The sequence below is a fragment of the Arthrobacter sp. NQ7 genome, assembly GCF_029581595.2.
Taxonomy (GTDB): domain Bacteria; phylum Actinomycetota; class Actinomycetes; order Actinomycetales; family Micrococcaceae; genus Arthrobacter; species Arthrobacter phenanthrenivorans_B.
On sequence record NZ_JARFXU020000021.1, the window covers coordinates 58,479 to 80,319 of the forward strand.

The 21,841-nt window shown below is 68.1% G+C and carries 20 protein-coding genes; 11 read left to right on the forward strand and 9 right to left on the reverse strand.

Annotated elements, in window-relative coordinates:
* Positions 1–74: 74 nt before the first annotated feature.
* Positions 75–2,015 carry a primary-amine oxidase gene (locus tag PUN71_RS18310; protein ID WP_277799544.1) on the forward strand — a complete coding sequence of 647 codons (1,941 nt, stop codon included), beginning with the start codon at positions 75–77 and terminating at the stop codon, positions 2,013–2,015.
* Positions 2,002–2,463 (forward strand): hypothetical protein, encoded by a 462-nt coding sequence (locus tag PUN71_RS18315; protein ID WP_277799545.1) that lies wholly within the window; start codon positions 2,002–2,004, stop codon positions 2,461–2,463. The genes PUN71_RS18310 and PUN71_RS18315 overlap by 14 nt, the downstream gene beginning before the upstream one ends.
* Positions 2,464–2,479: 16 nt before the next feature.
* Here PUN71_RS18315 and PUN71_RS18320 read toward each other — a convergent pair whose 3' ends face one another.
* The 4 genes from PUN71_RS18320 to PUN71_RS18335 all read right to left on the reverse strand — a co-directional run bounded on the left by PUN71_RS18320 (position 2,480) and on the right by PUN71_RS18335 (position 6,007).
* Positions 2,480–3,466 (reverse strand): NAD-dependent epimerase/dehydratase family protein, encoded by a 987-nt coding sequence (locus PUN71_RS18320; RefSeq protein ID WP_277799546.1) that lies wholly within the window; start codon positions 3,464–3,466, stop codon positions 2,480–2,482.
* A gap of 126 nt (positions 3,467–3,592) precedes the next feature.
* Positions 3,593–3,967: a cupin domain-containing protein gene (locus PUN71_RS18325; RefSeq protein ID WP_043455824.1), complete on the reverse strand. Its 375-nt coding sequence runs from the start codon at positions 3,965–3,967 to the stop codon at positions 3,593–3,595.
* A 160-nt stretch (positions 3,968–4,127) separates the two neighbouring features.
* Positions 4,128–4,874, reverse strand: coding sequence for a ThuA domain-containing protein (locus PUN71_RS18330; RefSeq protein ID WP_277799547.1), 747 nt, complete (start codon positions 4,872–4,874; stop codon positions 4,128–4,130).
* The gene (locus PUN71_RS18335; protein ID WP_502861022.1) at positions 4,874–6,007 is read right to left on the reverse strand and encodes a Gfo/Idh/MocA family protein; all 1,134 of its coding nucleotides are present in this window, start codon (positions 6,005–6,007) and stop codon (positions 4,874–4,876) included. The genes PUN71_RS18330 and PUN71_RS18335 overlap by 1 nt, the downstream gene beginning before the upstream one ends.
* Before the next feature lie 447 nt (positions 6,008–6,454).
* Between PUN71_RS18335 and PUN71_RS18340 the strand changes: the two genes are divergently transcribed.
* Positions 6,455–7,747, forward strand: a complete 1,293-nt coding sequence (locus PUN71_RS18340; protein WP_277799548.1) for an ammonium transporter — start codon at positions 6,455–6,457, stop codon at positions 7,745–7,747.
* Positions 7,748–7,947: 200 nt separating this feature from the next.
* Here PUN71_RS18340 and PUN71_RS18345 read toward each other — a convergent pair whose 3' ends face one another.
* Positions 7,948–8,985 (reverse strand): family 43 glycosylhydrolase, encoded by a 1,038-nt coding sequence (locus PUN71_RS18345; protein ID WP_277799549.1) that lies wholly within the window; start codon positions 8,983–8,985, stop codon positions 7,948–7,950.
* 187 nt (positions 8,986–9,172) lie between these two features.
* Complete coding sequence (locus PUN71_RS18350) at positions 9,173–12,694, reverse strand: DEAD/DEAH box helicase (RefSeq protein WP_277799550.1); 3,522 nt, start codon at positions 12,692–12,694, stop codon at positions 9,173–9,175.
* A 251-nt stretch (positions 12,695–12,945) separates the two neighbouring features.
* On the opposite strand from PUN71_RS18350, the gene PUN71_RS18355 reads away from it, so the two are divergent.
* The 4 genes from PUN71_RS18355 to PUN71_RS18370 all read left to right on the forward strand — a co-directional run bounded on the left by PUN71_RS18355 (position 12,946) and on the right by PUN71_RS18370 (position 16,249).
* Complete coding sequence (locus PUN71_RS18355) at positions 12,946–13,791, forward strand: DMP19 family protein (RefSeq protein WP_277799551.1); 846 nt, start codon at positions 12,946–12,948, stop codon at positions 13,789–13,791.
* Positions 13,792–14,043: 252 nt separating this feature from the next.
* Positions 14,044–14,745 (forward strand): protein tyrosine phosphatase, encoded by a 702-nt coding sequence (locus PUN71_RS18360; protein ID WP_277799552.1) that lies wholly within the window; start codon positions 14,044–14,046, stop codon positions 14,743–14,745.
* 171 nt (positions 14,746–14,916) lie between these two features.
* Positions 14,917–15,495, forward strand: a complete 579-nt coding sequence (locus PUN71_RS18365) for an RNA polymerase sigma factor (protein WP_043455805.1) — start codon at positions 14,917–14,919, stop codon at positions 15,493–15,495.
* Positions 15,488–16,249, forward strand: a complete 762-nt coding sequence (locus PUN71_RS18370; protein ID WP_277799553.1) for a hypothetical protein — start codon at positions 15,488–15,490, stop codon at positions 16,247–16,249. Before PUN71_RS18365 ends, PUN71_RS18370 begins: the two co-directional genes overlap by 8 nt.
* 6 nt (positions 16,250–16,255) lie before the next feature.
* Here PUN71_RS18370 and PUN71_RS18375 read toward each other — a convergent pair whose 3' ends face one another.
* A complete protein-coding gene (locus PUN71_RS18375) occupies positions 16,256–16,825 on the reverse strand; it encodes a COG4315 family predicted lipoprotein (protein WP_277799554.1) in 570 nt (189 codons plus the stop codon).
* A 192-nt stretch (positions 16,826–17,017) separates the two neighbouring features.
* On the opposite strand from PUN71_RS18375, the gene PUN71_RS18380 reads away from it, so the two are divergent.
* Positions 17,018–17,518, forward strand: coding sequence for a sigma-70 family RNA polymerase sigma factor (locus PUN71_RS18380; protein ID WP_043455797.1), 501 nt, complete (start codon positions 17,018–17,020; stop codon positions 17,516–17,518).
* Entirely contained in the window at positions 17,515–18,171 is a 657-nt protein-coding gene (locus PUN71_RS18385) for an anti-sigma factor family protein (RefSeq protein WP_277799555.1), read from the forward strand. Before PUN71_RS18380 ends, PUN71_RS18385 begins: the two co-directional genes overlap by 4 nt.
* Here the strand turns inward: PUN71_RS18385 and PUN71_RS18390 are convergent.
* Complete coding sequence (locus PUN71_RS18390; RefSeq protein ID WP_277799556.1) at positions 18,168–18,659, reverse strand: SRPBCC family protein; 492 nt, start codon at positions 18,657–18,659, stop codon at positions 18,168–18,170. The genes PUN71_RS18385 and PUN71_RS18390 overlap by 4 nt on opposite strands.
* 27 nt (positions 18,660–18,686) lie before the next feature.
* Positions 18,687–19,505: a DUF1206 domain-containing protein gene (locus PUN71_RS18395; RefSeq protein ID WP_082007143.1), complete on the reverse strand. Its 819-nt coding sequence runs from the start codon at positions 19,503–19,505 to the stop codon at positions 18,687–18,689.
* A gap of 267 nt (positions 19,506–19,772) precedes the next feature.
* Here PUN71_RS18395 and PUN71_RS18400 point away from each other — a divergent pair, with 267 nt between their 5' ends.
* Positions 19,773–21,350 carry a fimbrial protein gene (locus PUN71_RS18400; protein WP_277799557.1) on the forward strand — a complete coding sequence of 526 codons (1,578 nt, stop codon included), beginning with the start codon at positions 19,773–19,775 and terminating at the stop codon, positions 21,348–21,350.
* Positions 21,351–21,355: 5 nt separating this feature from the next.
* Positions 21,356–21,802 carry a hypothetical protein gene (locus PUN71_RS18405; RefSeq protein WP_277799558.1) on the forward strand — a complete coding sequence of 149 codons (447 nt, stop codon included), beginning with the start codon at positions 21,356–21,358 and terminating at the stop codon, positions 21,800–21,802.
* The last annotated feature ends 39 nt before the right edge of the window (positions 21,803–21,841 follow it).

Genomic DNA, 21,841 nt, shown 5'->3' on the forward strand with positions numbered 1-21,841 from the left:
ACGGACCTTTATTCTCTACAACTATAGAAAATAAACTCCCAGTGGCCGGCAACGGCCCGGACAAAGGTTCTCCCATGACTCTTGCACCAACCCGCACTGCATCTGCCTTCTGCCTGGCATCGGCGCAGGAAATCCTGGCTGTCCGCTCCATCCTCCAGTCGGAAGGGCACTTGGGCGCGCAGCACCGCATCGCCTACCTGGGGTTGCTTGATCCGGCGCGCGGCACGCAGCCGGAGGAGGCGGAGCGCCGGTTCCGTGTCTTCATCCACGACGTCTCCGGCGCCGCTCCACGCGACATCACCGTCTCCACAACGCAGGGAAAGGTGCTGTCCGCCGTCGAACTCGACACCGCCGTCAGCGGCGAACTGCCGGTCCTGGAGGAGGAGTTCGAAGTGGTGGAGTCGCTCCTGGCCACCGACGAACGGTGGCTCAAGGCGCTCGCCGACCGGGGACTCGCCGTCGAAAAGGTCCGTGTTGCCCCGCTGTCGGCGGGCGTCTTCGAGTACACGGAGGAGAGGGGACGCCGCATCCTGCGCGGGCTCGCGTTCGTCCAGGACTTCCCGGAGGACAGTGCGTGGGCACATCCGGTGGACGGCCTGGTGGCCTATGTGGATGTGGTCAGCAAGGAAGTCACCCAGGTGATCGACCTCGGCGCCATGCCCATCCCGGCCGAGCACGGCAACTACACCGATCCCGAACTGACCGGCCCGCTCCGCACTACCCAGAAGCCCATCAGCATCACCCAGCCCGAGGGGCCCAGCTTCACCGTCACGGGCGGCAACCACGTGGAGTGGGAAAAGTGGAGCGTGGACGTGGGGTTCGATGTCCGCGAAGGGGTGGTCCTGCACAACCTGGCCTTCCAGGACGGCGGCCGGAAGCGGCCCATCATCAACCGGGCATCGATTGCCGAAATGGTGGTGCCCTACGGCGACCCGTCGCCCATCCGGTCCTGGCAGAACTACTTCGACACCGGCGAATACCTTGTGGGCCAGTACGCCAACTCCCTGGAACTCGGCTGCGACTGCCTGGGCGAGATCACCTACCTCAGCCCCGTCATCAGCGACGCGTTCGGGAACCCGCGGGAGATCCGCAACGGCATCTGCATGCACGAGGAGGACTGGAGCATCCTCTCCAAGCACTCCGATCTGTGGAGCGGCGTCACCTACACCCGCCGCAACCGCCGCCTGGTGATCTCCTTCTTCACCACCATCGGCAACTACGACTACGGCTTCTACTGGTACCTCTACCTTGACGGCACCATCGAGTTCGAAGCCAAGGCCACCGGCGTCGTCTTCACGTCGGCGTTCCCCGAGGGCGGCTCGGACAACATCTCCCAGCTCGCCCCGGGCCTGGGCGCGCCCTTCCACCAGCACCTTTTCAGCGCCCGGCTGGACATGGCCATCGACGGGTTCACGAACCGGGTGGAGGAAGAGGACGTAGTCCGGCAGGCAATGGGGCCCGGCAATGAACGAGGCAACGCCTTCTCCCGCAAGCGCACCCTGCTGGCCCGGGAATCGGAAGCCGTCCGGGAAGCCGACGCCCACGCGGGCAGGACCTGGATCATCTCCAACCCGGAATCACGCAACCGGCTGGGCGAGCCCGTGGGCTACAAGCTGCACTCCATGAACCAGCCCACGCTTCTGGCGGATCCGGATTCCTCCATCGCCCAACGGGCCGCCTTCGCCACCAGGGATCTCTGGGTCACCCGGTTTGCAGAGGACGAGAAGTACCCCACCGGCGACTTCGTGAACCAGCATTCCGGCGGCGCTGGCCTGCCCGCGTACATGGCACAGGACCGTGACATCAACGGCCAGGACCTCGTGGTGTGGCACACCTTTGGGCTGACGCACTTCCCGCGGGTGGAAGACTGGCCCATCATGCCCGTGGACACCGTGGGCTTCAAGCTCCGCCCCGAGGGCTTCTTCGACCGGAGCCCCGTCCTGGACGTTCCCGCCAACCCCAACAAGCAGGAATCCTCCTGCCACACCGAGGGCGGCAGCGGTGGCTGCCACTAGCCTCGCCCCCGCCACCGCAGGGAGCGCGACGGCGGCAGGGCGGCGCCGTGCCAAGGCTCCTGTCCTGCATCCGCGGCTGGTGGCCGTGGTCACCGCCCTGTGCTGCGTCGCCCACCTGTGGCTGGCCGCATCCGGCCACCACGACGCCTGGTTCGCAGTCCTGATGGTGGTACCAGCCGCCGTCTGCCTCCCGTGTGCCGTCCATATCTGGCGGTACAGCAGGGTGGGGGCGCTGCATCAGGTGGCAGGTGCCGCCGCCGCGATGGCCGGCCTGCACGCGTTCCTGCTGCTGGGCTCCCGCGGTGCGGGACACTCCCACGCCGGCGGGCCGCCGTCGTCCGCTGCCCATGCGGACGCTGCCGGGCTGCTGCTGGTCATCGCGCTGGAACTGGGGACGGCGCTGCTGGCTGCCACGCTGGTGGCGCGGCTTCGACGGCTCCCCGCGTAGCCCGCTGCACGCTGCTTCAGCCGGCCGGGACGCCCAGGGGGCGGGCGACGTGCAGTTGCCCATGGTCAACGAGCCACTGGATGGATTCGTAGATGGCCTGCTCGGGCTCGTAGCGCGGGGTGTAGCCCAGCACCGATGCGGCCTTCCCGATGCTGAAGCATTGGCTGCGGTACAGGTGTCCCCAGCTCGACTCTGCGTACTCCTTCGACGTGTCTTCGCGGAAGCGTTCCCAGCTGACCGTTTCCAGCACGGCGGCGTGCCCGAACCAGGCGGAGGCGATGTCCGCGTAGCCGCGCACGGTCAGTGCCGTGGGGGCCACAATGTTGAAGTCCTCCCCGGCGGCGGCCTCCCGCCGGGAGATGGCCAGCTCGAACGCCTGGGCGACGTCGTCGGCGTGGACGTGATGCATCAGCTCGGCGCCGCTGCCGGGAACCCGGAGGGGCCGGCCGGCTGAGATCTGGTGCCAGACAACGGGGTCCAGGTTTCCCAGCGGACCGATGGGATGCCATCCCGGCCCCACGATGTGGCCTGGGTGCAGCGACGTGGTGGCCAGGCCGCCGCGGGCCGTTTCCTCCTGCAGCATCACCGCGATCCGGTTCTTTTCGATGCCGTAGTCGCCAAAGGGAGCGGCGGCAGAGCCGGACCCCTCGCGGATGGGCAGCTTCAGGCTTTGGCCGTACCGCCAGATGGAGCCGCAATGCAGCAGGTGTCCCACCTCGCCGCGCAGCCGCTGCACCAGGGAGGCAGCCGATTCCAGCGTGAAGCAGACCAGGTCCACCACGGCGTCCGGCTTCAGTGCGGCCACCCGGTCCCCGAATGTCCCGTCACGGTCCTCCCGCTCCCGGTCGGCGCTGACCTGGTGCACCTGCTGCCATTCTGGTGCGTCGATGTAGGGCCTGCTGGTGCCGCGGCTGATGGTGGTGACCTCGTGGCCGGCGCGGACCAGCCGGGGGACCAGGAACGAACCGATGTGGCCGCTGCCGCCGATGACGGTGACTCTCATTGCTCTCCGATCGTTGTATTTTCTCCACCGTAGGGCCCGGGCAGCAGGAAAGGGAGGTCCGGGGGCCTCCCTTTGCTGTGGGTGCGGCTGCTGCCGGCTACTGTCCGTGTGCCGGCTTCAGTGTGGTCAGGCGGGCTTGGCGTATTCGGCGGCACTCATGACTTCATAGCCAACGAACGTCTCATCGTTTTCCACCCACGCATCGTGCCCCGCCGGGATGGAGTAGGCGTCCCCCGCGTGGATGGTCTTCCGGGTTCCGTCGTTCAGTTGGACGGTAAGGGTTCCGGCGGTGCAGAAGCCGAGGTGGTTGTTCTGGCAGCTGTCGGTATGGACGACGGTTTTGACAGTTTCGGACCATCGCCAGCCCGGTTCGAAGGTGAACCGGCCCAGGGTGGCGCCGCCAATGTTGATGACGTCCACCTCTGTCTTGGGCGGGCGGCGCTTCTCGTCGGGGTCGTTGAAGGATTTGGATTCAAGGTTCGTGACCGTTACTGCAGGCATTGCTGGCTCCCGGTAAGGAGTGGTTGTTCAGTTCATCCGGCGGGCTGGGCGGCGCCGGGAGATGGCCCGGCAGGGCGGGATGTGCCCGTCCAGAACCTGCCGGACCTCGTGTGCGACGATCTCAATCTGCTCTTGCCCGCAGCCGATGTCAATGACGCTTTTACTCCTGGAACCACTCCCGTGCGGGGTTGGTCACGGTGGGTGCCGAACGGTCCAGGTCCGGCTGCGCCGCCCACTTCACGCCGTTGGCCAGGACCCGCTGGACCTGCGGGTGGTGGTACACCGGGTATTCCTGGTCGCCCGGGCTGAAGTAGAAGATGCGTCCCTTGCCGCGGGTGAAGGTGACGCCGGAGCGGAACACCTCGCCGCCGGCGAAGGAGCTGATGAAGATCAGGTCGTCCGGGTCGGGGATGTCGAACAGTTCCCCGTACATTTCCTGTTCCGGGATGACGATGGGGCTGTCCACGCCCTCGGCGATGGGGTGGGACGGCTTGACCGTCCACACCAGTTCGCGCTCGCCGTCGTTCCGCCATGCCAGCGAGCAGCTGGTGCCCAGGAGTTTGGTGAAGATCTTCGAGAAGTGCCCGGAATGGAGCACGATGAGTCCCATCCCGCCCAGCACGTGCCGGTGGACGCGCTCGACGACGGCGTCGCTTACCTCGGCATGCGCCACATGGCCCCACCACAGCAGGACGTCCGTCTCCGCGAGCACCTCCTCGGCCAGGCCGTGTTCATCGTCCGTGGCCAGGACCGCCGTCGTAATCTCCGCGTCGGGGCAATGGGACCGAAGGCCCGCGGCGATGGCGCCGTGGATGCCGTCCGGGTAGATCTCACCGATATGCGGCGGCCGGTTGTTCGCCTCGTGGACGCCCTCGTTCCACACCAGGATCTTCAGTTTGCCGTTCATCAGAGCCGGACCTCCCTCTGCTCAAGCGCGGACTGGTAGCACGCGTCGATAATCTGTGCACGGTAGAGGGCCAAGGACCCATCATGTTTGGCCCAGACCTGCTCCCCGCCACGGACTGCGGTGACGAAATCCTCCACCACGGCGTCGTGGGCGCGGCCCGGCAGGACAGGGGGCAGGTAGTCCGCGGACTCGCCGTCCCTGTCGGTAAACACCCGGAGCTTTCCCACCGGCGGGAAAGGGGCGCCGTGCACCCTGAGTTCGGCACCGCCGTCGGTTCCGTACACCGTGAAGTCCAGCTGGTCGTCCGTTTCCCGGTAAGCCGCCCAGCTCGCCTCGACCAGCAGCGTGGCACCGCCCTCCAGCCTCAGGAATGCCGAGGCGAAGTCCTCCACTTCAAAGGCGTGGCTGGAGGCCTGGGCGGAGAACCGGCTTCCGCCGCCCCTGCCGCGCGGGCCGAGCTCGGAATGGGTGGCTGCCGAGACGGCCACCACCTTCGGTTCGCCGAGGAGGTGCAGGGCGAAGTCGAGCACGTGGACGCCGATGTCTGCCAGCGGCCCGCCGCCGGCAAGCTCCGGATTGGTGAACCAGCTGCCCAGCGTGGGGATGCCGGAGCGGCGGAGCCAGGATGCCTTGGCGTAGTAGGGCCGGCCCAGTCCGCCGTGGTCAATAACTTCCTTGAGGGCCTTGATGTCGCCGCGGCGGCGGTGGTTGAAGGCCACATCCAGGACCCGGCCCGCTTTCCGGGCGGCATCCACCATGGCCTGGCCCTCGGCGGCGTTGCGAGCGATGGGCTTTTCGCTGAGGACGTGGATGCCCCGTTCCAATGCGGCGATGGCGATGGGCGCGTGCAGGAACGTGGGCACAGCCACGCTGACGGCGTCCAGGCCGCCGTGCTCCAGCATGTCCTTCCAGTCGGCGAAGGCGTTGGGAATGGAGTAGCCGGCCTGCAGGGAGTCGCGGAGCTCCTGTTCCATTCCGGCCAGGGACACAATGCTGACGCCCTCGAGGCCGTGGTAGGCCTTCAGGTGCTGCTGGCCGGCCCAGCCGATGCCGACCACGCCGACCCGCAGTTCCGGCGCTGTGGGTTCTCCGGGCGTGGGTGCCTGCCGGGCGATGGGTTGCTGCTTGTTCAAAGGGATGCGTCCTTTCGTCCCGGGGTTCGGACGGTGGCGGGTACCGGCCGGGGAAACCTTCTGCTCCGTGGTTTTCAGCCTAGCCGCCGCTTCGGCCCGGCGATATCGGGCAGCCGCCGACGGCGTCACGCCGGGCATGCTTTCGACCCACCTTGATGCGTGCGCCGCGAAGACCCGGCCTCCCGCCGTCGTCCACTCCCTGAAAGCGTGCCTGGCGTGACGGGCCAGTAACTCCTGCGAGCGGCGGGACGCCTGAAACTCGCGTGTGGATGACTGAAACCACCATTTAACACAGCCGAAACCTACCTAAAAATAGCCGCCATACAGTTGGAAACAGACGGCAACAGCCGCCCCTCCGCTGAACGTGGCCCCTCCGTCCACGTCCCTCCATGAGCGGCTCTGACGGCAACTCACCGTTCTCTCTTCGCATCACGAAAGGGGTTTCCCATGGATTCGGGAAATGTCGCTTGGATTTTGGCCAGCTCGGCGCTGGTCTGCATGATGATTCCCGCCCTGGCCTTGTTTTACGGGGGCATGGTGGGTTCGCGCCGCATCCTGAACATGATGATGATGTGCTTCGGCGGCGCCAGCCTGGTGGCCGTCCTGTGGGCACTGTTCGGCTATTCAATGGCCTTCGGCAACTCGGTGGGCGGCCTGGGGCTGATCGGTGACGTCACCGAGTTCCCCGGCATGGGCCAGATGATGGCCAAGGATGACTCGGCCTCCATCCCGATCATCCTGTTTGCCGCGTTCCAGCTGTTCTTCGCCTGTGTGACCACGGCGCTGGTCGCGGGTGCTGCCGCCGGCCGGATGAAGTTCGGCGCCTGGATGCTGTTCGCGGGCATTTGGGCCACCATCGTCTACTTCCCCATCGCGCACTGGGTCTTCGCCTTCGACTCGGCGGACGGCAGCACGGTGGGCGGCTGGATCGCCAACGGCATCAAAGCCATCGACTTCGCCGGCGGCACCGCAGTGCACATGAATGCCGGCGCCGCTGCCCTGGCCCTCGCACTCGTCCTGGGCAAGAGCTCCGGCTGGCCCAAGATGGAACACACCAAGCCGCACAGCCGGCCGCTGGTGCTGGTGGGCGCAGGGCTGTTGTGGGTGGGCTGGTTCGGCTTCAACGCCGGTTCGGCACTCTCCGCCGGCCAGTCGGCGTCGGTCGTCTTCCTCAACACCGCCGTCGCCGCCTCCGCCGGCCTGCTCGCCTGGGCGCTCGTGGAGCGGGTCCGCCACGGCGCAGCCACCAGCATGGGCGCCGCGTCCGGCCTGATCTCCGCGCTGGTCGCCATCACCCCGGCCTGTGGCGCCGTCAGCCCGCTGGGAGCCGTGGCCATCGGCGCGATCGCCGGAGCCGTCTGCTCCCTGGCCATCGAGCTGAAGTTCCGGCTCGGCTTCGATGACTCGCTCGACGTCGTCGGCGTCCACCTCGTGGGCGGCATCCTGGGCACCCTGCTGATCGGCCTCTTCGCCACGGACGCCGCACCCAACGCGGTCAGCGGCCTGTTCTACGGCGGCGGTTTCGAACTCCTGGGCGTACAGGCCCTGGCCACCGTGACGGTGCTGGTCTACTCCTTCGGCGTCACCTGGGTCCTCGCCAAGGTCCTGGACAAGGCCATGGGCGGCCTCCGCATCAAGCCGGAGGACGAGATGCGCGGCATCGACCTCGCAGCGCACTCCGAACTGGCCTACCTGACGGACGAGGATCCGGTGGAGCTGGGCTCGCCGCAGCGCGTCTAGTCCCGCAGTATCCAGCACAAGCTGCCGGGCGCCCGCCTGCTGGGGGCGGCGCCCGGTGCACCATTCCGCGTGAGCGCGCGCGCCCCAGTGCACGAGTCAGGGCCAAACCTTGGACCGGTGCCGGCAGCAGCCGGCTTATAGTTCCAGGGTTTGGCCCTTCGCCGTGTCCCCGTCGTTGGCGTCCGGTTTTTCAGCGCCGCTTAGTGTTCGGTGCAGAGCAGAGTCCCGTCATGCACTTCCAGCACCGCCGCCCGGACATGGCTCAGCCGGGTGCGCGGGTCCGGCGCCATGGTGCCAATGTCGTCGCCGCCCCAGTACGGGTGCGTAAAGTACACCAGCAGCGCAAGCTGCGTGCCGCCGTCGGACGTTTCACCCGCCGGTTGCCCGGCCGCGTCGGGAAGGGGCACCACGTCCGCGTGGCGTCCGACGACGGCGCGTCCGTCCCACGCTTCCGGCGCCGTGAGGACCAGCCCGCCACGGTGCTCCTGCCGGACCCAGTTTCCGGTTGCGTCGGGGGAGCGGTAGACCGCCTGCCCGCGCCACTCGTCGACGATCATCCAGTACCAGCCGCCCAGCCGGAAGACCTTGGGCCCTTCGTGCGGCCGGCCAGGGATCGCGACGCCCTCACGGACCCACGAGGCCGGGTCCGCCGGGGTGTCCGTCACGGCGCTGTAGGTGTTCGAGCCGCGGGACTCGTCCTTGTACCAGAGCCGGAACCGCCCGTCCCCGCACCGGGCCACGGCGGCGTCGATCACCCGGGGCGAGTCGAGGTCGATGCCTCCCAGGAATTCCCAGTTCTCCAGGTCCCGGCTTGCGAACTGGACGATGTGCGCTGTCCCGGTCCAATCGGTCCGCCGGCCGCCGAGGACGGTCAGGTACATGATCCAGCGGTCGCCAATACGGACGACGTCGGGCGCCCACAGGGTTGCTGGCAGTTCCGTTCCCGGCGGGATGAGTCCCTCTGCCGTGCCCTGGTAGCGCCAGGTGGTGCCGCCGTCGGACGACCTCGCGACCCCGATGCTGGTCCCGTGCACCCATTCGACCCCTGTCAGCCCGGGCGCGGCGGCGCGGCGCTGGGTGTAGAAGAGCACCCACTCACCCCTCGTGTGGTCCGCCACCAGGACAGGGTCCGTGGGACCGTCCCATACGGGGTCGCGGTAGGGCACGGTGAAGGCGTCCGGGCGGAGGTGCGGTGCTGCCGGGACAAGGGTCTGCCGGGTTGCCTGCTGCTGCGACACAGAGTTCTCCAACGTTGTAAGTTTGCGTTGGACTCCAGCATAAGGTGCGGTCCTCGACGCGCAAACACAGCCACGCTGCGCGTATGCCCTGGCGCTGCGGGTATCCGGGCCGCGTCAGGGAACATGCGCGTCGATAATGAACCTGCGCGTCGAAACCGAGCATGCGCGTCCGCATCGAATCCGCGCGCTACTCCTTGAACAGACCTGCCAGGTCCTCCGCGGTGATCGCCCCGCCGGCCAGGGCGTCGCCCTCCATCACGTCCGCGAACAGCTGCGACTTGCGGGTCTTCAGCGCCATGACCTTCTCCTCGATCGTGTCCTTGGCCACCAGCCGGTACACCATGACGTTCCGTGCCTGGCCGATCCGGTGCGTCCGGTCCACGGCCTGCGCCTCGGAGGCCGGGTTCCACCAGGGGTCCAGCAGGAACACGTAGTCGGCCTCGGTGAGGTTGAGCCCGAAACCGCCGGCCTTCAGCGAGATCAGGAACACCGGCGCGCTGCCGTTCTTGAATTCGCTGACCACGTCGGCACGGTTCCGGGTGCCGCCGTCGAGGTAGCAGTACTCGATCTCCTCCTCGTCCAGCCGCTCCCGCACCTTGCCCAGGAAGCCGGTGAACTGGCTGAAGATCAGTGCCCGGTGCCCCTCGGCCACCAGGTCTTCGAGCTGTTCGAAGAGGACGTCCAGCTTGGAGGACCGCACCGCGGACAAGGAAGGGTCCACCAGGGACACGTCCAGGCTGAGCTGCCGCAGCAGGGTCAGGGACTGGAAGATGGTGAACCGGTTCTTGTTCACGTCCTCGATCAGTCCCAGGATCTTTTGCCGCTCCCGTTGCAGGTGCGTCTGGTATACCTTCTGGTGCCGGGGGTTCAGCACCACTTCCAGGATCTGTTCCTGCTTGGGCGGCAGGTCCTTGATCACCTGGTCCTTGGTGCGCCGCATCATCAGCGGACGGACCCGACGCCGGAGCTTCTCCAGCTGCCCCTTGTCGCCGTTCTTCTCCACCGGCTTCTGGTAATACTCGGCGAAGCGCTTGGGGCTGGCGAACAGGCCCGGCGCCACGATCGAGGTCAGCGCCCAGAACTCCATCAGGTTGTTCTCCAGCGGAGTGCCCGTGATGGCCAGCTTGAACCCGGCCGGCAGCTTGCGGGCGCACTGGTATGCCTTGGACTGGTGGTTCTTCACGAACTGCGCCTCATCCAGCACCAGCCCGGCCCAGGTGCGGGAGGCGTAGGACTCGTAGTCGATCCGGAACAGGGCGTAGGAGGTGATGACGATATCTGCCCCGCCCAGGGCGTCCGCCACGTCCTGGCCACTCTTGGCGAACGTCTCACCCACCGTCCGCACCGTGAGCCCGGGCGCAAACCGGGCGGCTTCGAGGGCCAAGTTGCCCACCACGCTGGTTGGCGCCACCACCAGGAAAGGCGCGACGGCGGCCGGCTGGCCACTGCTGCCAACCGCAGGGCCGGCGCCGTTGACCGCAGGGCCGGCGGCAGCTCCGCCGTCGGTCGGACCGCCCTGCTCCAACGCGGCAGCGGCCGCAACCGCCAGTTCCTTCGCCGCGCACATCAGGGCCAGTGCCTGGACGGTCTTGCCCAGGCCCATGTCGTCGGCGAGGATGCCGCCGAGCCCGTGCTTGTAGAGGAAGCTGAGCCAGTTGTAGCCCTCCAGCTGGTACGGGCGCAGTTCGGCATTGAGCGAGGCGGGGAACGGCAGGCCGTCGGTGCCGCCCTCCAGCAGTCCGCCCACGGCGGAGCGCCAGGCCGCAGCCTGTTCGTCCACGATCCCCAGCTGGGCCAGCTCGTCCCAGAGCCCCGCCTGGAACCGGCTGATCTGCAGCGGTGCGTCCTTGTTGTCCTGCAGCGACCGGGCTTCCTCGATCAGGGCCCGCAGCTGGTGCAGTTCCGGCAGGTCGAGGGAGAAGTAGGCGCCGCTGGGCAGCAGCATCCTGGTCTGGCCGGCAGCGAGGGCGGAGAACACGGCGGCGAAGGAAACCGGCTGGCCTTCCAGCGAAATCTGGATGCCCAGGTCGAACCAGTCCCGCTGCTCGGTGGCCTTGGTGGAGATGGACACCACCGGGGCTTCCTCGGCTTCGCGGTAGTCGGCGATGTCGCCCACGGTCTCCACGTCCACGTCCGGGGCCTCCCGCAGCCGGGGCAGCACTTCCTCGGTGAAGGCGAGCGTGTCCAGGCCTGTCAGCTCGGTGGAGGCCGCCAGCCGGGGAGTGCCCCAGCCGCCGGTCGCGGACTCACCCAGGGCCGGCACCACGTCCCACGGCCGGCCGACGCCCTCCAGGATGCGGGCCTCCGCGGTGTCGTCACGGTAGCCGTGGTCGCCCGGGTGGCGCCACAGCGGCTGGGCCGTGACCAGCTTTCCGGTCTTGTAGTGCCACTCCCAGTGCAGCCGCACCCGGTGGTCCGCGCCGTAATTGGCCAACAGGGACAGGGTGGGGAGGGCAAGTTCGGGAAGTTCCACGGACTCGTCCCGCGCCGTGACCCGCGCTGTCTGCTTGAGTTTGGGGTAGAAGCCGGTGAGGAACCGCGACTCATCCCTGGCCGGGATGTGCAGGGTGCTGCCGGCCGTGACAAACGCCAGCAGCTCCTGGCTCAGGCCGTTCTCCAGCGGTGCCAGGGTAACGGTGCCGTTGGGGTCCGGGACGCCCGGCAGTGACGCTTCGCCGGAGGTGAAGAAGAGGCCGTGCGCGGGCCGGCCGATCGTGCCTACCGACGCCGGATCAACCTCTTCCCCCTCAACGGTGATGGTGGGTGCAAGCTCCAGCCCGCCGTCGGACTCCCCGGCGCTGCCCGCGCCCGCGACCGGCGCGGCGGGGTCCTCCACCGGTGTGCCGTAACGGCTCAGGGAAAGCGCGACGGCGGCAGGGGCCTCCGCGAACCGGACCGGTTCGGTGCCGCGCGAGTGGACCAGGGCGAGCCCGATCTTCCGGGCATCGGCGAGCAGGCTCCACATGTTCTTCCCGGCGTACGAGTTCAGGCTCAGCCACAGGCCCGCAGAGTTGTGCATCCGGCTGGCGGAGGAGGAATGGCCGGCCAGGAACTCCTGCAGCCATTCGACGTGCGCCTGGTTGGATTCCCGGCGGAAGTCCAGGTAGCTCAGGGTGTTCCAGGAAACGTCGCCGCGGATCCACTTGCCTTTGGCACCCATAATGACGGGCCGGACCTTGAGCTGCCGCACTCCGCGGACAGGGTCCCGGCGGCCGGTGTAGGAGAAGTGCGGGGGCGGCTCTTCGATCTCGAACTGCAGGGCCAGCGGGATCCCGCCGGCGGAGGCGGCGGCACCGGGCTGCGAGATCAGCGGGCTCAGGGCCTGCTCCCAGTCGGAGAGGGCCGCCGCGGGTGCGCGGGACACCTGGGTGGAGGTGGACGGCGCCAGCAGCTGCATCCGGACGGAGGGGCTGTCCTCGGCGGCGAACAGCAGCGCCGCAACATGCTTGCAGTCCTTCCGGACCGGGCAGCTGCACACGCCCACGGTGCAGCTCCAGCCGCCCCCTTTGCGGACCAGCTTGGCCGTGGTGGAGTAGGGAACCTCCGCACCGCCCCTGACCTTCCCCAGCATGAGCCCCGTGCCGCCGTCGAACGATATGCCGGACACCCTGCCCGCCATGGCATACGCCAGCCCGGCCGCCAGGGAGCGGTCGTTGATGGCGGGTGTCTGTATTGCCAGGTCCGCACTTTCGTCCGGTTGGGATGGCATGGGGCGCACTACTTTCGGCAGGCCACGGCGGGGCCGGGTCCGGTGGGTGGTTATCTGATCCATCTTAGTTCGCCCGGCGGCAGGCCCACGCCGGGCACCTTCCCACCGGGGCACCGGGAACGTTCAGCGCAGGAACTCCGGCGGCCGGGAAAACTTCGCTTGACGTTCATTTCCTGCTCCCCGCCCCGGTGGCCGGGCGGCCATAGCGTGAAAGCGTCCGCAGCAGCACCCCTCCAGTACTAAGGAATGCCATGATCACCACCCGCCAGCCCATTGTCCTGACCACCAGCAGCATCGAAGCGAGCGATGAGGAGGCGGTGCAGGCCAACGTCGGAATAGTGGACGCAATGCACACGGCCCTGCTGCATGCCGATGAGATGTCACCCGTTGCGGTCCGCAGCTACTACGTCGACTTCTACCTTGCCCAGGCGCTGGAGGGCGGCTTCGCGCAGTACGCCTTCATGACGATGGACCGGACCGCGACGGACACGCTGATCCGGGAGGGCATGGCCGCGATGGGTGCTGCGGAGCACCTGGACCTGTTCAACCGCTCCGCCGCATCCTTCGACGGCCTGTCCGCGGAAGATGCAGAACACTACCTGGACGGTGCGGTGGACGACACGGTGGACACGCCCGACGCCGTCGTCCGGATGGAAGAGCTCGACGGCGAGTTCGAAGAGCTGCTGGAGCGCGAAAACATCACGGCGCTCAACGCCGCGTGGTTGCGGGGGCAGGCCGACCTGCTGGTCCTCGACGACGAGGAAGTGGGCCCGTACATCCAGCGCCTTGCCGCCGGTATTCCGGACCTCGACGAACGCCAGGCGCAGGCCGACGCCGAGGCCCTTGAGGACGCTCCGGACTTCGAAGTGGTGATCCGCGAGCTGTGCAGCACCGCCGGCCACACGCTGGTCCGCATCACCATGGGCGACCCGAACTATCTGCACCACGGTGTGAAGACGCTCGCATGGCACTTCAGCACGGACCAGGGTGACTTCCTGATGGTCGAAGAGGACGACGAAGCCTTCATGATCAACCCGGAAAGCCAGGAGATCGTGGCAGCCGTGGAGTTCGAGGACGCGGACCTGGCAGAGGTCTAGTCCCGGCGGCATGACCAGGCCGCGGGAAAGTGGTGCAGGCGCTGAAGCGGGTGGCTGCCTGCGCACCTTCCCGCGGCCTTTGGCTTCCGCTTTTCGCAGCCGCCTCTTGGCTTCCCGGCGCCGGGCCTTTGGGGGCAGGAAAAGAATTCCCGGGACGTCCGTAACCTTTCCGCAACCGCAGGCGATGTAGTCCGTGATGGGTCCGCCCGGCGGGCCCACTCTGATGTTGTTGTCTAGGTTTGGAGAAGTTCTATGTCTGTGTTCACTGTTCTCGCCACCAGCAAGGTTGCCGCCGGAGTCCTGGCCGCAGGAACCCTGGCAGTCGGGGGAACCGGCGCTGCCGCCGTCTCGGGCGTCCTTCCCACCCAGGCCCAGCAGGCCGCCCACGACGTGTTCGGCGCACCGGCCCCCAAGCTGGCAGCCGAAGCAGCAGGCGATGCCCAGGCCACCCCGGCCCCCACCGCCACCGCAGCGGTCAGCGACGCCCTGGAGAAGGCCGGTACCACTGCCGACGCCACTGCAGCCGCTTCAGGTACCGCCGCTGCATCTGACGGCAAGGTCGCCGCCGGAGCCACCGCGTCGGCCGCAGCGGACACCGCGGTTGACGCCGCCGGCCCCGCGGCACTGGGCCTCTGCACCGCCTACACCCACGGTGGCCTGGACGCTTCCTCGAAGGCGTTCTCCTCGCTGTCCATCGCTGCCCACGGTGAGGGCAACATCGACGGCTACTGCACCGACGTCGTGGCCAAGGCCGATGCCGCAGCCAAGGCTGCCGCTGAAGCCAAGGGTTCGGCGTCCGTTGAGGTCGAAAAGCCCCAGGTCCCGTCCGCTCCCGCCGTGCCCGCAGTTCCGGCTGTCCCGGGTGTCGACGGCGACAACGCTGTTCCTGCCGTTCCCGCGGTTCCGGCTGTGGGCGGCAACGCCGTGGACGCACCGTCCGTTTCGGTCCGCTAGGCAAGTTGGCTAGTCTGGACTGCGGCTGTGGCTGCCGCCGCAGTCCGGGCAGGCCTGCGGGGTGCACTGTGACCAGCACCCCTGACCATCCCCAAAGAGGCAGCCGAACGACCACGGGGACTTGAACAGTCCGTACCGGAAACCGGGCAATGGCGTACGCCGGATCCCGGGATGGAGGAGCCGCTGGTGCTGGACACTTTGGCCCAAGAAGAGATCGACATATTCGAGAACGCAGCCGGAACCGATCCGGCGGCGTTGTTCGCTGCTGCCTATCGAACCTTCGCGGGCCCGGTGCAGGGGTACCTCAAGGCACGTGGCCTCGATGACCCCGAAGCGGTCACCCAGGACGTCTTCATGGCCTTCTACCCAAAGATCGGTACCCTGACAGGCGGTCTGCAGGGCGCCAAGTCGCTGATCTTCTCCATCGCCCACGCCCGCATGGTGGACCACTACCGCCGGCTGGAGCGCAGGCCGCAGCTGACCGCGTACGATCCCCAGCACGATGGCCGGACCACTCCGTCCGCCGAGGACCAGGCCGCGGAACTGACCGGCGGAGCCGCAGCCATGCTGGAAGGGCTCAGCGGGGAACACCAGGAAGTCCTGGCCCTGCGCGTGGTGGCGGACCTGTCCATCGACCAGGTGGCCGCCATCATGGGCAAGAGCGCCGGAGCCATCAAGCAGCTCCAGCGCCGGGCCCTGCAAAACCTCAAGGCACAAACACTCAAAAGAAACCAGGCAAACCATGAGTGACACGGGAGCATCCCGCCACGACCCAGCAGTTGACCTGCTCCTGCTGGAGGCAGGGATGGACGACGACGGCCAGCTGCGCGACGCCCTGCTTGACCTGCGTTCCCTGGCTGCTGACGCCCCTGAGCCTTCCGCCGATATCGCCGCACTGATGGCAGGCGCATCAACCGCCGGCCCGGCCACCACCGTGCTTCCGGCCGCCGGGGACACGGCAACTTCCGCCCTTCCCGCCGCCCGGCCGGTGGATGAACTCGCTGCCCGCCGCAGGGCCAAGCGCCGCATTACGCTCACCACTTTGTCGGTGGCCGCATCGCTCGCCGCGGGTGGTGCCGTGGCGGCCGCCTCGGACCAGGGCATCCGCGACTCCTTCACGCAGCTGAATCACGCAGTCACCGCCTTCGTCACCGGTTCCAGCGGACATCCCTTGAACGGCGGCAGCACGCCGGGACAGCCTGCACCCCAGCCGGCGGCGCCCGCGCACCCTGCTGCCACCAGCACGGACGCCGCCCCCGCCGCAACCGCCACCGCGCCGGCACCCGCTGCCGTGGCGCCGTCGAACGTTCCCGCGCCGGCCGGCACCGCCCCCGGCAACGGTGCGGCCGCCCGGAAACCGGCGGATGTTCCTGCCCAGCCGTCACTGCCGGCGGACATCCCGGGGGAGATCGGGAAGGGACTGGAGCAGGAGCCCAAACTGCCCGTCCCGGTACCCACGGAAGTTCCGCTTCCCGGCAGTGTTCCGGACGTGCCCCTCAGGTAAGCCCGGCTAGTAGGCAGCGCCTGCTGACTTGATCATCGCGCCCGACGGGTCGGCCAGGTACCAGACGCCGCCAACGCCCTGCCCCAGGATGTCGCCCGGCTTGGTGTCCTTGGCGAAGTAGTAGAGGGGCAGGCCGTTCAACGTCACCTGCTTCTTGCCGTCAGGGGTGTTGATGGTGCCCAGGGTGCCGGACACGCCCTCCGCCGCGGGTGAAGCGGACGTGGTGGTCAGCGGCGGCCACTGGACCAGGCAGGATCCCATGCAGGCACTGGTGCCGGAATCCTTGGTGTCCTTGGTGAAGAAGTAGAGGCTCATGCCCTTCGCGTCCACCACGATGGTGCCTGCCGCCGAGGTCGCCGTTTTGAGGTCGACGGCGGCGCCGGCCTGCATCGATGACGCGGACGCACCGGAGGGGCTGGCTGAGGATGCGTCCGGCGAAGCGGTGCCGGAGGCACTGCTGGTGGCACCCGCTGCCGGGCTGCTGGCCGCGGGCGTTGTGCCGGTGCTGTTGCCGCAGCCGGTGAGGGCTGCCGCCAGGACCAGGATGGCAAGGCCCGGTCCGACATGGTGTTTCATGATGTGCTCCTTTGGCTGGATACTGTTCGGCTGGTTCCTGCCAGCGGGCGCCCGCGCCGGATCACGCGGTGCTGACTGCTACGACGCTGCCGGGTGAAGAATGGTTCACAGGAGCATCCGGCCGCTGCGGTGCACCTGCGTGATTGAACCGTTTGCCGCGTCCGGACGTGGTAACAGCCGGGAGGGAGTGGGATGCCGCTCGATGAGAAGGTGGTGGAGGCGATCTACCGTGAACACGGCAGCGCCCTGCGCCGTTTCGTGCTCAGTGCCACCCGGGATCCGCAGCTCGCGGAGGACGTGGTCCAGGAGACCGTGCTCCGCGTCTGGCAGCACGCTCCGGACATCAACGGCAGCTTCCGCAGCTACCTGTACCGCACAGCCAGGAACATCATGATCGACAACTACCGCCGGAGCACGCGCCGTCCGCCCGAGGCGCTGGAAGGCACCCCCACCGACCCCGTGGAGGTCATGGGCCGCGTTGACGAACTGCTCAACCGGGTCCTGATGGAGGAGGCCCTGCTGCGGCTGAGCAAGGAGCACCGTGACGTGCTGGTTGCCCTGCACTACCGCCGGTTCACCGTGAACGAGGCCGCGGTCCAGCTCAACATCCCCAGCGGTACGGTCAAATCACGCGCCTTTTACGCCCTCCGGGCACTGCGGACCATCCTGGACGAGATGGGGGTGGAACGGTGAACGCCACCTTGCACCACCTGCTGGGCGCCTACGTCCTGGGCGGCCTGGATCCCGCCGACGCCGCCGCCTTCGAGGCCCACCTCCGGGACTGTGCGGCCTGCCGCAAGGAACTGGCCCTGATGGAGAAGGTGCCCATGCTCCTGGATGCCCTCCCCGTTCCTGACGCCGTGGCGCTCACCTCCGTCCCCGGCGGCAGCGCGGACGCCGGCACCGCTGTCCCGGCGCGGCTCTTCGATGAACTGGCCCGCCGGCGCCGGACGTTGCGACGGCGGTGGGCAGCGCTGGCAGGCGCCGTCGCCGCGGCGTGCCTGGCGGTAGGCCTGGCGGTGGGGCCGCTGCTGGCCAGGCCGCCGCAGCCGGACGCCACCTACTCTGTGGCATCCGGGGGAGGACTGCAGGTGAACATCGACATGGCCCGGAAGACCTGGGGAACCGAGCTTGCGGTGAGCGGCAGCAGCCTGCCGGCGGACGGGACGCTCTCGCTGTGGGTCCGCGACCGGGCCGGCGGCGAAGACCGGGCCTGCGCCTGGACGGCCACCCCCAGCGGCAAGGTCAAGGTCACCGGGGCCACCCCCATCCAGTTGGGCAGCATTTCCAGCGTGGAACTGCGCGACGGCGCCCAGCGTCCGGTGGCGGTGATCACCGTTCCCTAAGGGCCTTCCTCCGGGCTCAGGGCCCTGACCTCGGCCACCAGGGACTCGTCCTCGCACGCGAGTGCGAAGGCCTCGATCCGCCGTTCGATCTCGTAACCGAGCACCCTGCGGCCGATCCATTCCATGATGGGCCGCAGCAGGGCCGGGCGGCAGGAGAAGGTGTACTTCCACACTGCCCGGGTGCCGCCGTCGTGCGCGGTAAACCGCCAGCCGCCGCCAAAATTCGTGAAGAACCACGGGCCGGCCACCATGGTCATCCCCACGTTGCGGGGCGGCGCGTAGGAGACGTACTGGCTCACCATGGACAGGCCCAGCCGTGACCTGGTGCGGGTGCGGACCCCCTTGCCCGGCGCCGTGGCCCCGTCAAGGAAGCCCTGGGCGGAAATAAAGGGATCCCACTTGAGCCGGAACGTCCCGGTGGTCTGCGACAACGCGAAGGCAGTCTCCGGATCGATGCGGATGTGGCGTTCGGCGTGTACCTGGGGCATGCCCCCACCTAACCACGCCGCAGGCGGCTACTTGGTCATTTTGGCCAGCCGGGCGCGCATGATCATGTAGGCGCCGTAGCAGACCAGGCCGGCCCCCACCGCGGCCAGCAGATAGGGGCCCATGGGCTGGTCCCGGAGCGCCCGCAGTCCCCCGTCCAGCCCGGTGGAGTCCTCCGGATGCTCCTTGAGGGTGGCGATCACGATCAGCAGTCCGGTCAGCAGCAGCACCAGGCCCTTGGCCAGGTAGCCGGCCACGCCCAGGGACACCACGGCCGTCCTGGCCGCACCGGCAGCCGGCATCCGCAACTGCTTCTCGAAGCTTTTCCGCGGTCCCCGCATGCCGTAGGCCACGCCCGTGACAGCCACCGCCAGGCCGATCACGACCAGCAGCGCCACACCGCCCGGCGCCGCCATCATCGAGACGGTGAAGTCACTGGTGGCCTTTCGGTTGTCATCACCGGTGCCCGTGCCCATCGCGAAGTGCCACAGGGTCAGGGCGAGGACGGCATAGACGATTGCCTGCAGGGCCGCCTTCGCTTTGTTCTTGACTTTGGTTTTGGTGCGCTGGTGGTTGAAGTCGAAGATCGCGTCACCCGCCTGCCACAGCGACAGGGCGGTGCAGGCCGCGAAGCTTCCCCACAGCAGGAACGGCCCGATCGCCATGGTGGCAAGCTCGGCAACAGCCCCGCTGAAGTCGGCGTGGCCGGTGCCGCCCATGGCAAGGCGGATGGCGATGGCGCCCACCAGGAGATGCAGGATGCCGCTGACCGCGAACCCGGACCGGGCCAGGACCTCAAGGACGCGTGAATTCGTGACGTCCTCGGCCTTGTCAACGACCTGTTTCAGTTCTTCTTTGATCGTCTTTCCTTTGGCCGGGCGCGGTGGTGCGCTGCTGTGCGTGCCCTTCTTACAAGGCAATCGTCCCACGCCGCCGGGCCGGGGAACAGTTGGCAGGCCGGCGGCCGTACCGTTGCCGGTGGACCGGATCTGCAGCGGCCGGGCAGGCCAGACAGGCCCGGCGATGGGGAGGTATCCCCATCGCCGGGTCCGGCCGCCTGTGTAACCATAAGGACCAGCGATTACACCTGCCGCACTCTTTTCCTGGGGGAAACCATGACTTTTTACGGCGCCGACATCAGCCAGTTGCGGGCACTGGCCAAGGCGGCTGACCAGGCCGCGTCGCTGCTGAGCAGCCGCGCCGGGTCCCTGCATAGCCAGATCCAGTCCGCGCCCTGGAAGGGCCGGGACGGAGAACGTTTCCGGCAGGAGTGGAGCGCCAGCCACCGCCCCAGCCTGGACAAAGTGGTGGCCAGCCTCCGGGAGAACTCCAAAATCCTGATGAAGCACGCCGACGAGCAGGAAAAGGCGTCCACCGCGGGGACCGGCTCCGGCGGCAGCACCTGGGACCGGATCACCTCCCTGGCTGCCCAGGCCAGGGAATGGCTCAAGGAAAAGGCCGAGGCCGCCAGGGCGGCAGCCGAACACCGGAAGGAACTTGAAGCCGGGCTGGACCGGATGCTCAACGCCGGCCCGGAAGAACAGGCGAAGTGGTGGGCCGGCCTGTCCGCCGCCGACCGGGCCTACCTGATCCAGGGTGAAGGCAGCGACGGCCCGTTCGCCGAGGACCTCATGCGGATGGACGGCGGCATTCCCGCCTCGGCCCAGCAGCTGGCCAAGCAGCACCTGCAGGAACTGGCGCGGGCGGACATCCCGGTCTACTCCGAGACCGGCAAGGCTTCCATCGAGGCACGTGTTGCGTGGGTCCACGGCGGCGCCGAGGTGGGCACCGAGGTGGTGGAGAACGCCGACGGATCGGCCACCATGAAGGTCTACGGAAACATGGGCCTGGGCGTCAACGACACCACCGGAACCGCGGGGGCCACCCTCACCGGCGAGGTCTCCCGGGAATACACGTTCGACAGTGTGGAAGAGGCCATGGCCGCCCGCGAACAGATGTACCGCGACCTTCCGCCGGACAGCATCGGCGACATCAAGGACGTGGCCGGCAACCCGCCCGGGTACATCCTGGACACGATCAACGAGGCGGCCAAGGACAATGGCTCCTCGGGGCAGACGGACAAGGCCAAGGGCACCTTCTCGCTGGACGCGTCGGGGGAGTCCGGGACGGCATCCGGCAGTGCCAAGCTCGACCTTGCCTACGAACGGAACCTCACCGATGGCACCTCCACCGCCAGCGGCGAGGTCTCCGCCCAGGGCAAGCTCAACCTGGACGGCCGGGTCTTCGAAGCCTCCGGCAAGGGCGGCCTGCAGGTCAACCTGGACAAGGGCAACAACATCGACTCGGTGTCCGTCTCGATGGACGGCACCGTGGCCCAGGGCGTTACCTCCGGCGTGAAAACGGAGGCCGCCAAGTTCGACTCCACCGTGACCGCAGGCACCCAGGGCACGGTCAAGATCGACGTGGACTACTCCGCGGGAAACCGCCCGGTCATCGACAGCTACCTGCGCAACATCGCCCTGGGCAATGAGGCCGGCGCCGCCCGCGATGCGGCCAGGCTGTACGAGGCCGGCTCGGCCACCATCCAGGTGAACTCCGTGGTGACGGCAACCAACGAGGCAGGGTTCGACGTCAAGGCGGGCGAGGTCAAGGTCTCCACCGAGAACCAGGCCACCACCAACGTGTCCACGTACTATAAAGTCCCCAACGACACCAAGCTCGAGAGGCTCTGAAACCAATGTCAGTGCACATCGAATCCCCGCTGGGCTTCACCGCAGACTTCCCCGAGCACACCCAGGTCCTGGACGATTCCACGGCCGGACCCAACAGCGGGCAGTATGGCCTGCCGGGCGGCGTCCTGGTCACCGTGATCAAGGACGACACCTCCGTACAGGATGCGCCCCAGGCCACCGGCTGGGCGCACCTGATGTCAGGCTTCTACCTTGAGGACCGCGGGGGCACCCTCCTGGCGGAGGGTGGGCTGGACCTGCCCGGCAAGGACGCCTATGCCGTGGTGGTGGGATACGACGACGACGGCGGGCCTGCCAAGGTGGCAGCCACCGTAGGCGTGTGGGAAAGCGGGCGGTTCGTCGGCGTGGTGGTCATCTGGCCATACCTCAACCCCGAGGCCGAACCCCGGCTGGACATGCTCAGGAGGATCGTCGGTTCGATCAGCGTGGGCTGACCCGGCTCGCCGTCCCCTTGGGCCGGTCCTGACCCGGCA

Coding starts and splice junctions, on each gene's coding strand:
- PUN71_RS18310 (WP_277799544.1), top strand. CDS start 75: ATGACTCTTGCACCAACCCGCACTGCATCTGCCTTCTGCCTGGCATCG.
- PUN71_RS18350 (WP_277799550.1), bottom strand. CDS start 12,694: ATGCCATCCCAACCGGACGAAAGTGCGGACCTGGCAATACAGACACCC.
- PUN71_RS18390 (WP_277799556.1), bottom strand. CDS start 18,659: ATGCCCCAGGTACACGCCGAACGCCACATCCGCATCGATCCGGAGACT.
- PUN71_RS18370 (WP_277799553.1), top strand. CDS start 15,488: ATGAGTGACACGGGAGCATCCCGCCACGACCCAGCAGTTGACCTGCTC.
- PUN71_RS18330 (WP_277799547.1), bottom strand. CDS start 4,874: ATGAACGGCAAACTGAAGATCCTGGTGTGGAACGAGGGCGTCCACGAG.
- PUN71_RS18355 (WP_277799551.1), top strand. CDS start 12,946: ATGATCACCACCCGCCAGCCCATTGTCCTGACCACCAGCAGCATCGAA.
- PUN71_RS18365 (WP_043455805.1), top strand. CDS start 14,917: ATGGAGGAGCCGCTGGTGCTGGACACTTTGGCCCAAGAAGAGATCGAC.
- PUN71_RS18400 (WP_277799557.1), top strand. CDS start 19,773: ATGACTTTTTACGGCGCCGACATCAGCCAGTTGCGGGCACTGGCCAAG.
- PUN71_RS18360 (WP_277799552.1), top strand. CDS start 14,044: ATGTCTGTGTTCACTGTTCTCGCCACCAGCAAGGTTGCCGCCGGAGTC.
- PUN71_RS18325 (WP_043455824.1), bottom strand. CDS start 3,967: ATGCCTGCAGTAACGGTCACGAACCTTGAATCCAAATCCTTCAACGAC.
- PUN71_RS18375 (WP_277799554.1), bottom strand. CDS start 16,825: ATGAAACACCATGTCGGACCGGGCCTTGCCATCCTGGTCCTGGCGGCA.
- PUN71_RS18320 (WP_277799546.1), bottom strand. CDS start 3,466: ATGAGAGTCACCGTCATCGGCGGCAGCGGCCACATCGGTTCGTTCCTG.
- PUN71_RS18340 (WP_277799548.1), top strand. CDS start 6,455: ATGGATTCGGGAAATGTCGCTTGGATTTTGGCCAGCTCGGCGCTGGTC.
- PUN71_RS18405 (WP_277799558.1), top strand. CDS start 21,356: ATGTCAGTGCACATCGAATCCCCGCTGGGCTTCACCGCAGACTTCCCC.
- PUN71_RS18380 (WP_043455797.1), top strand. CDS start 17,018: ATGCCGCTCGATGAGAAGGTGGTGGAGGCGATCTACCGTGAACACGGC.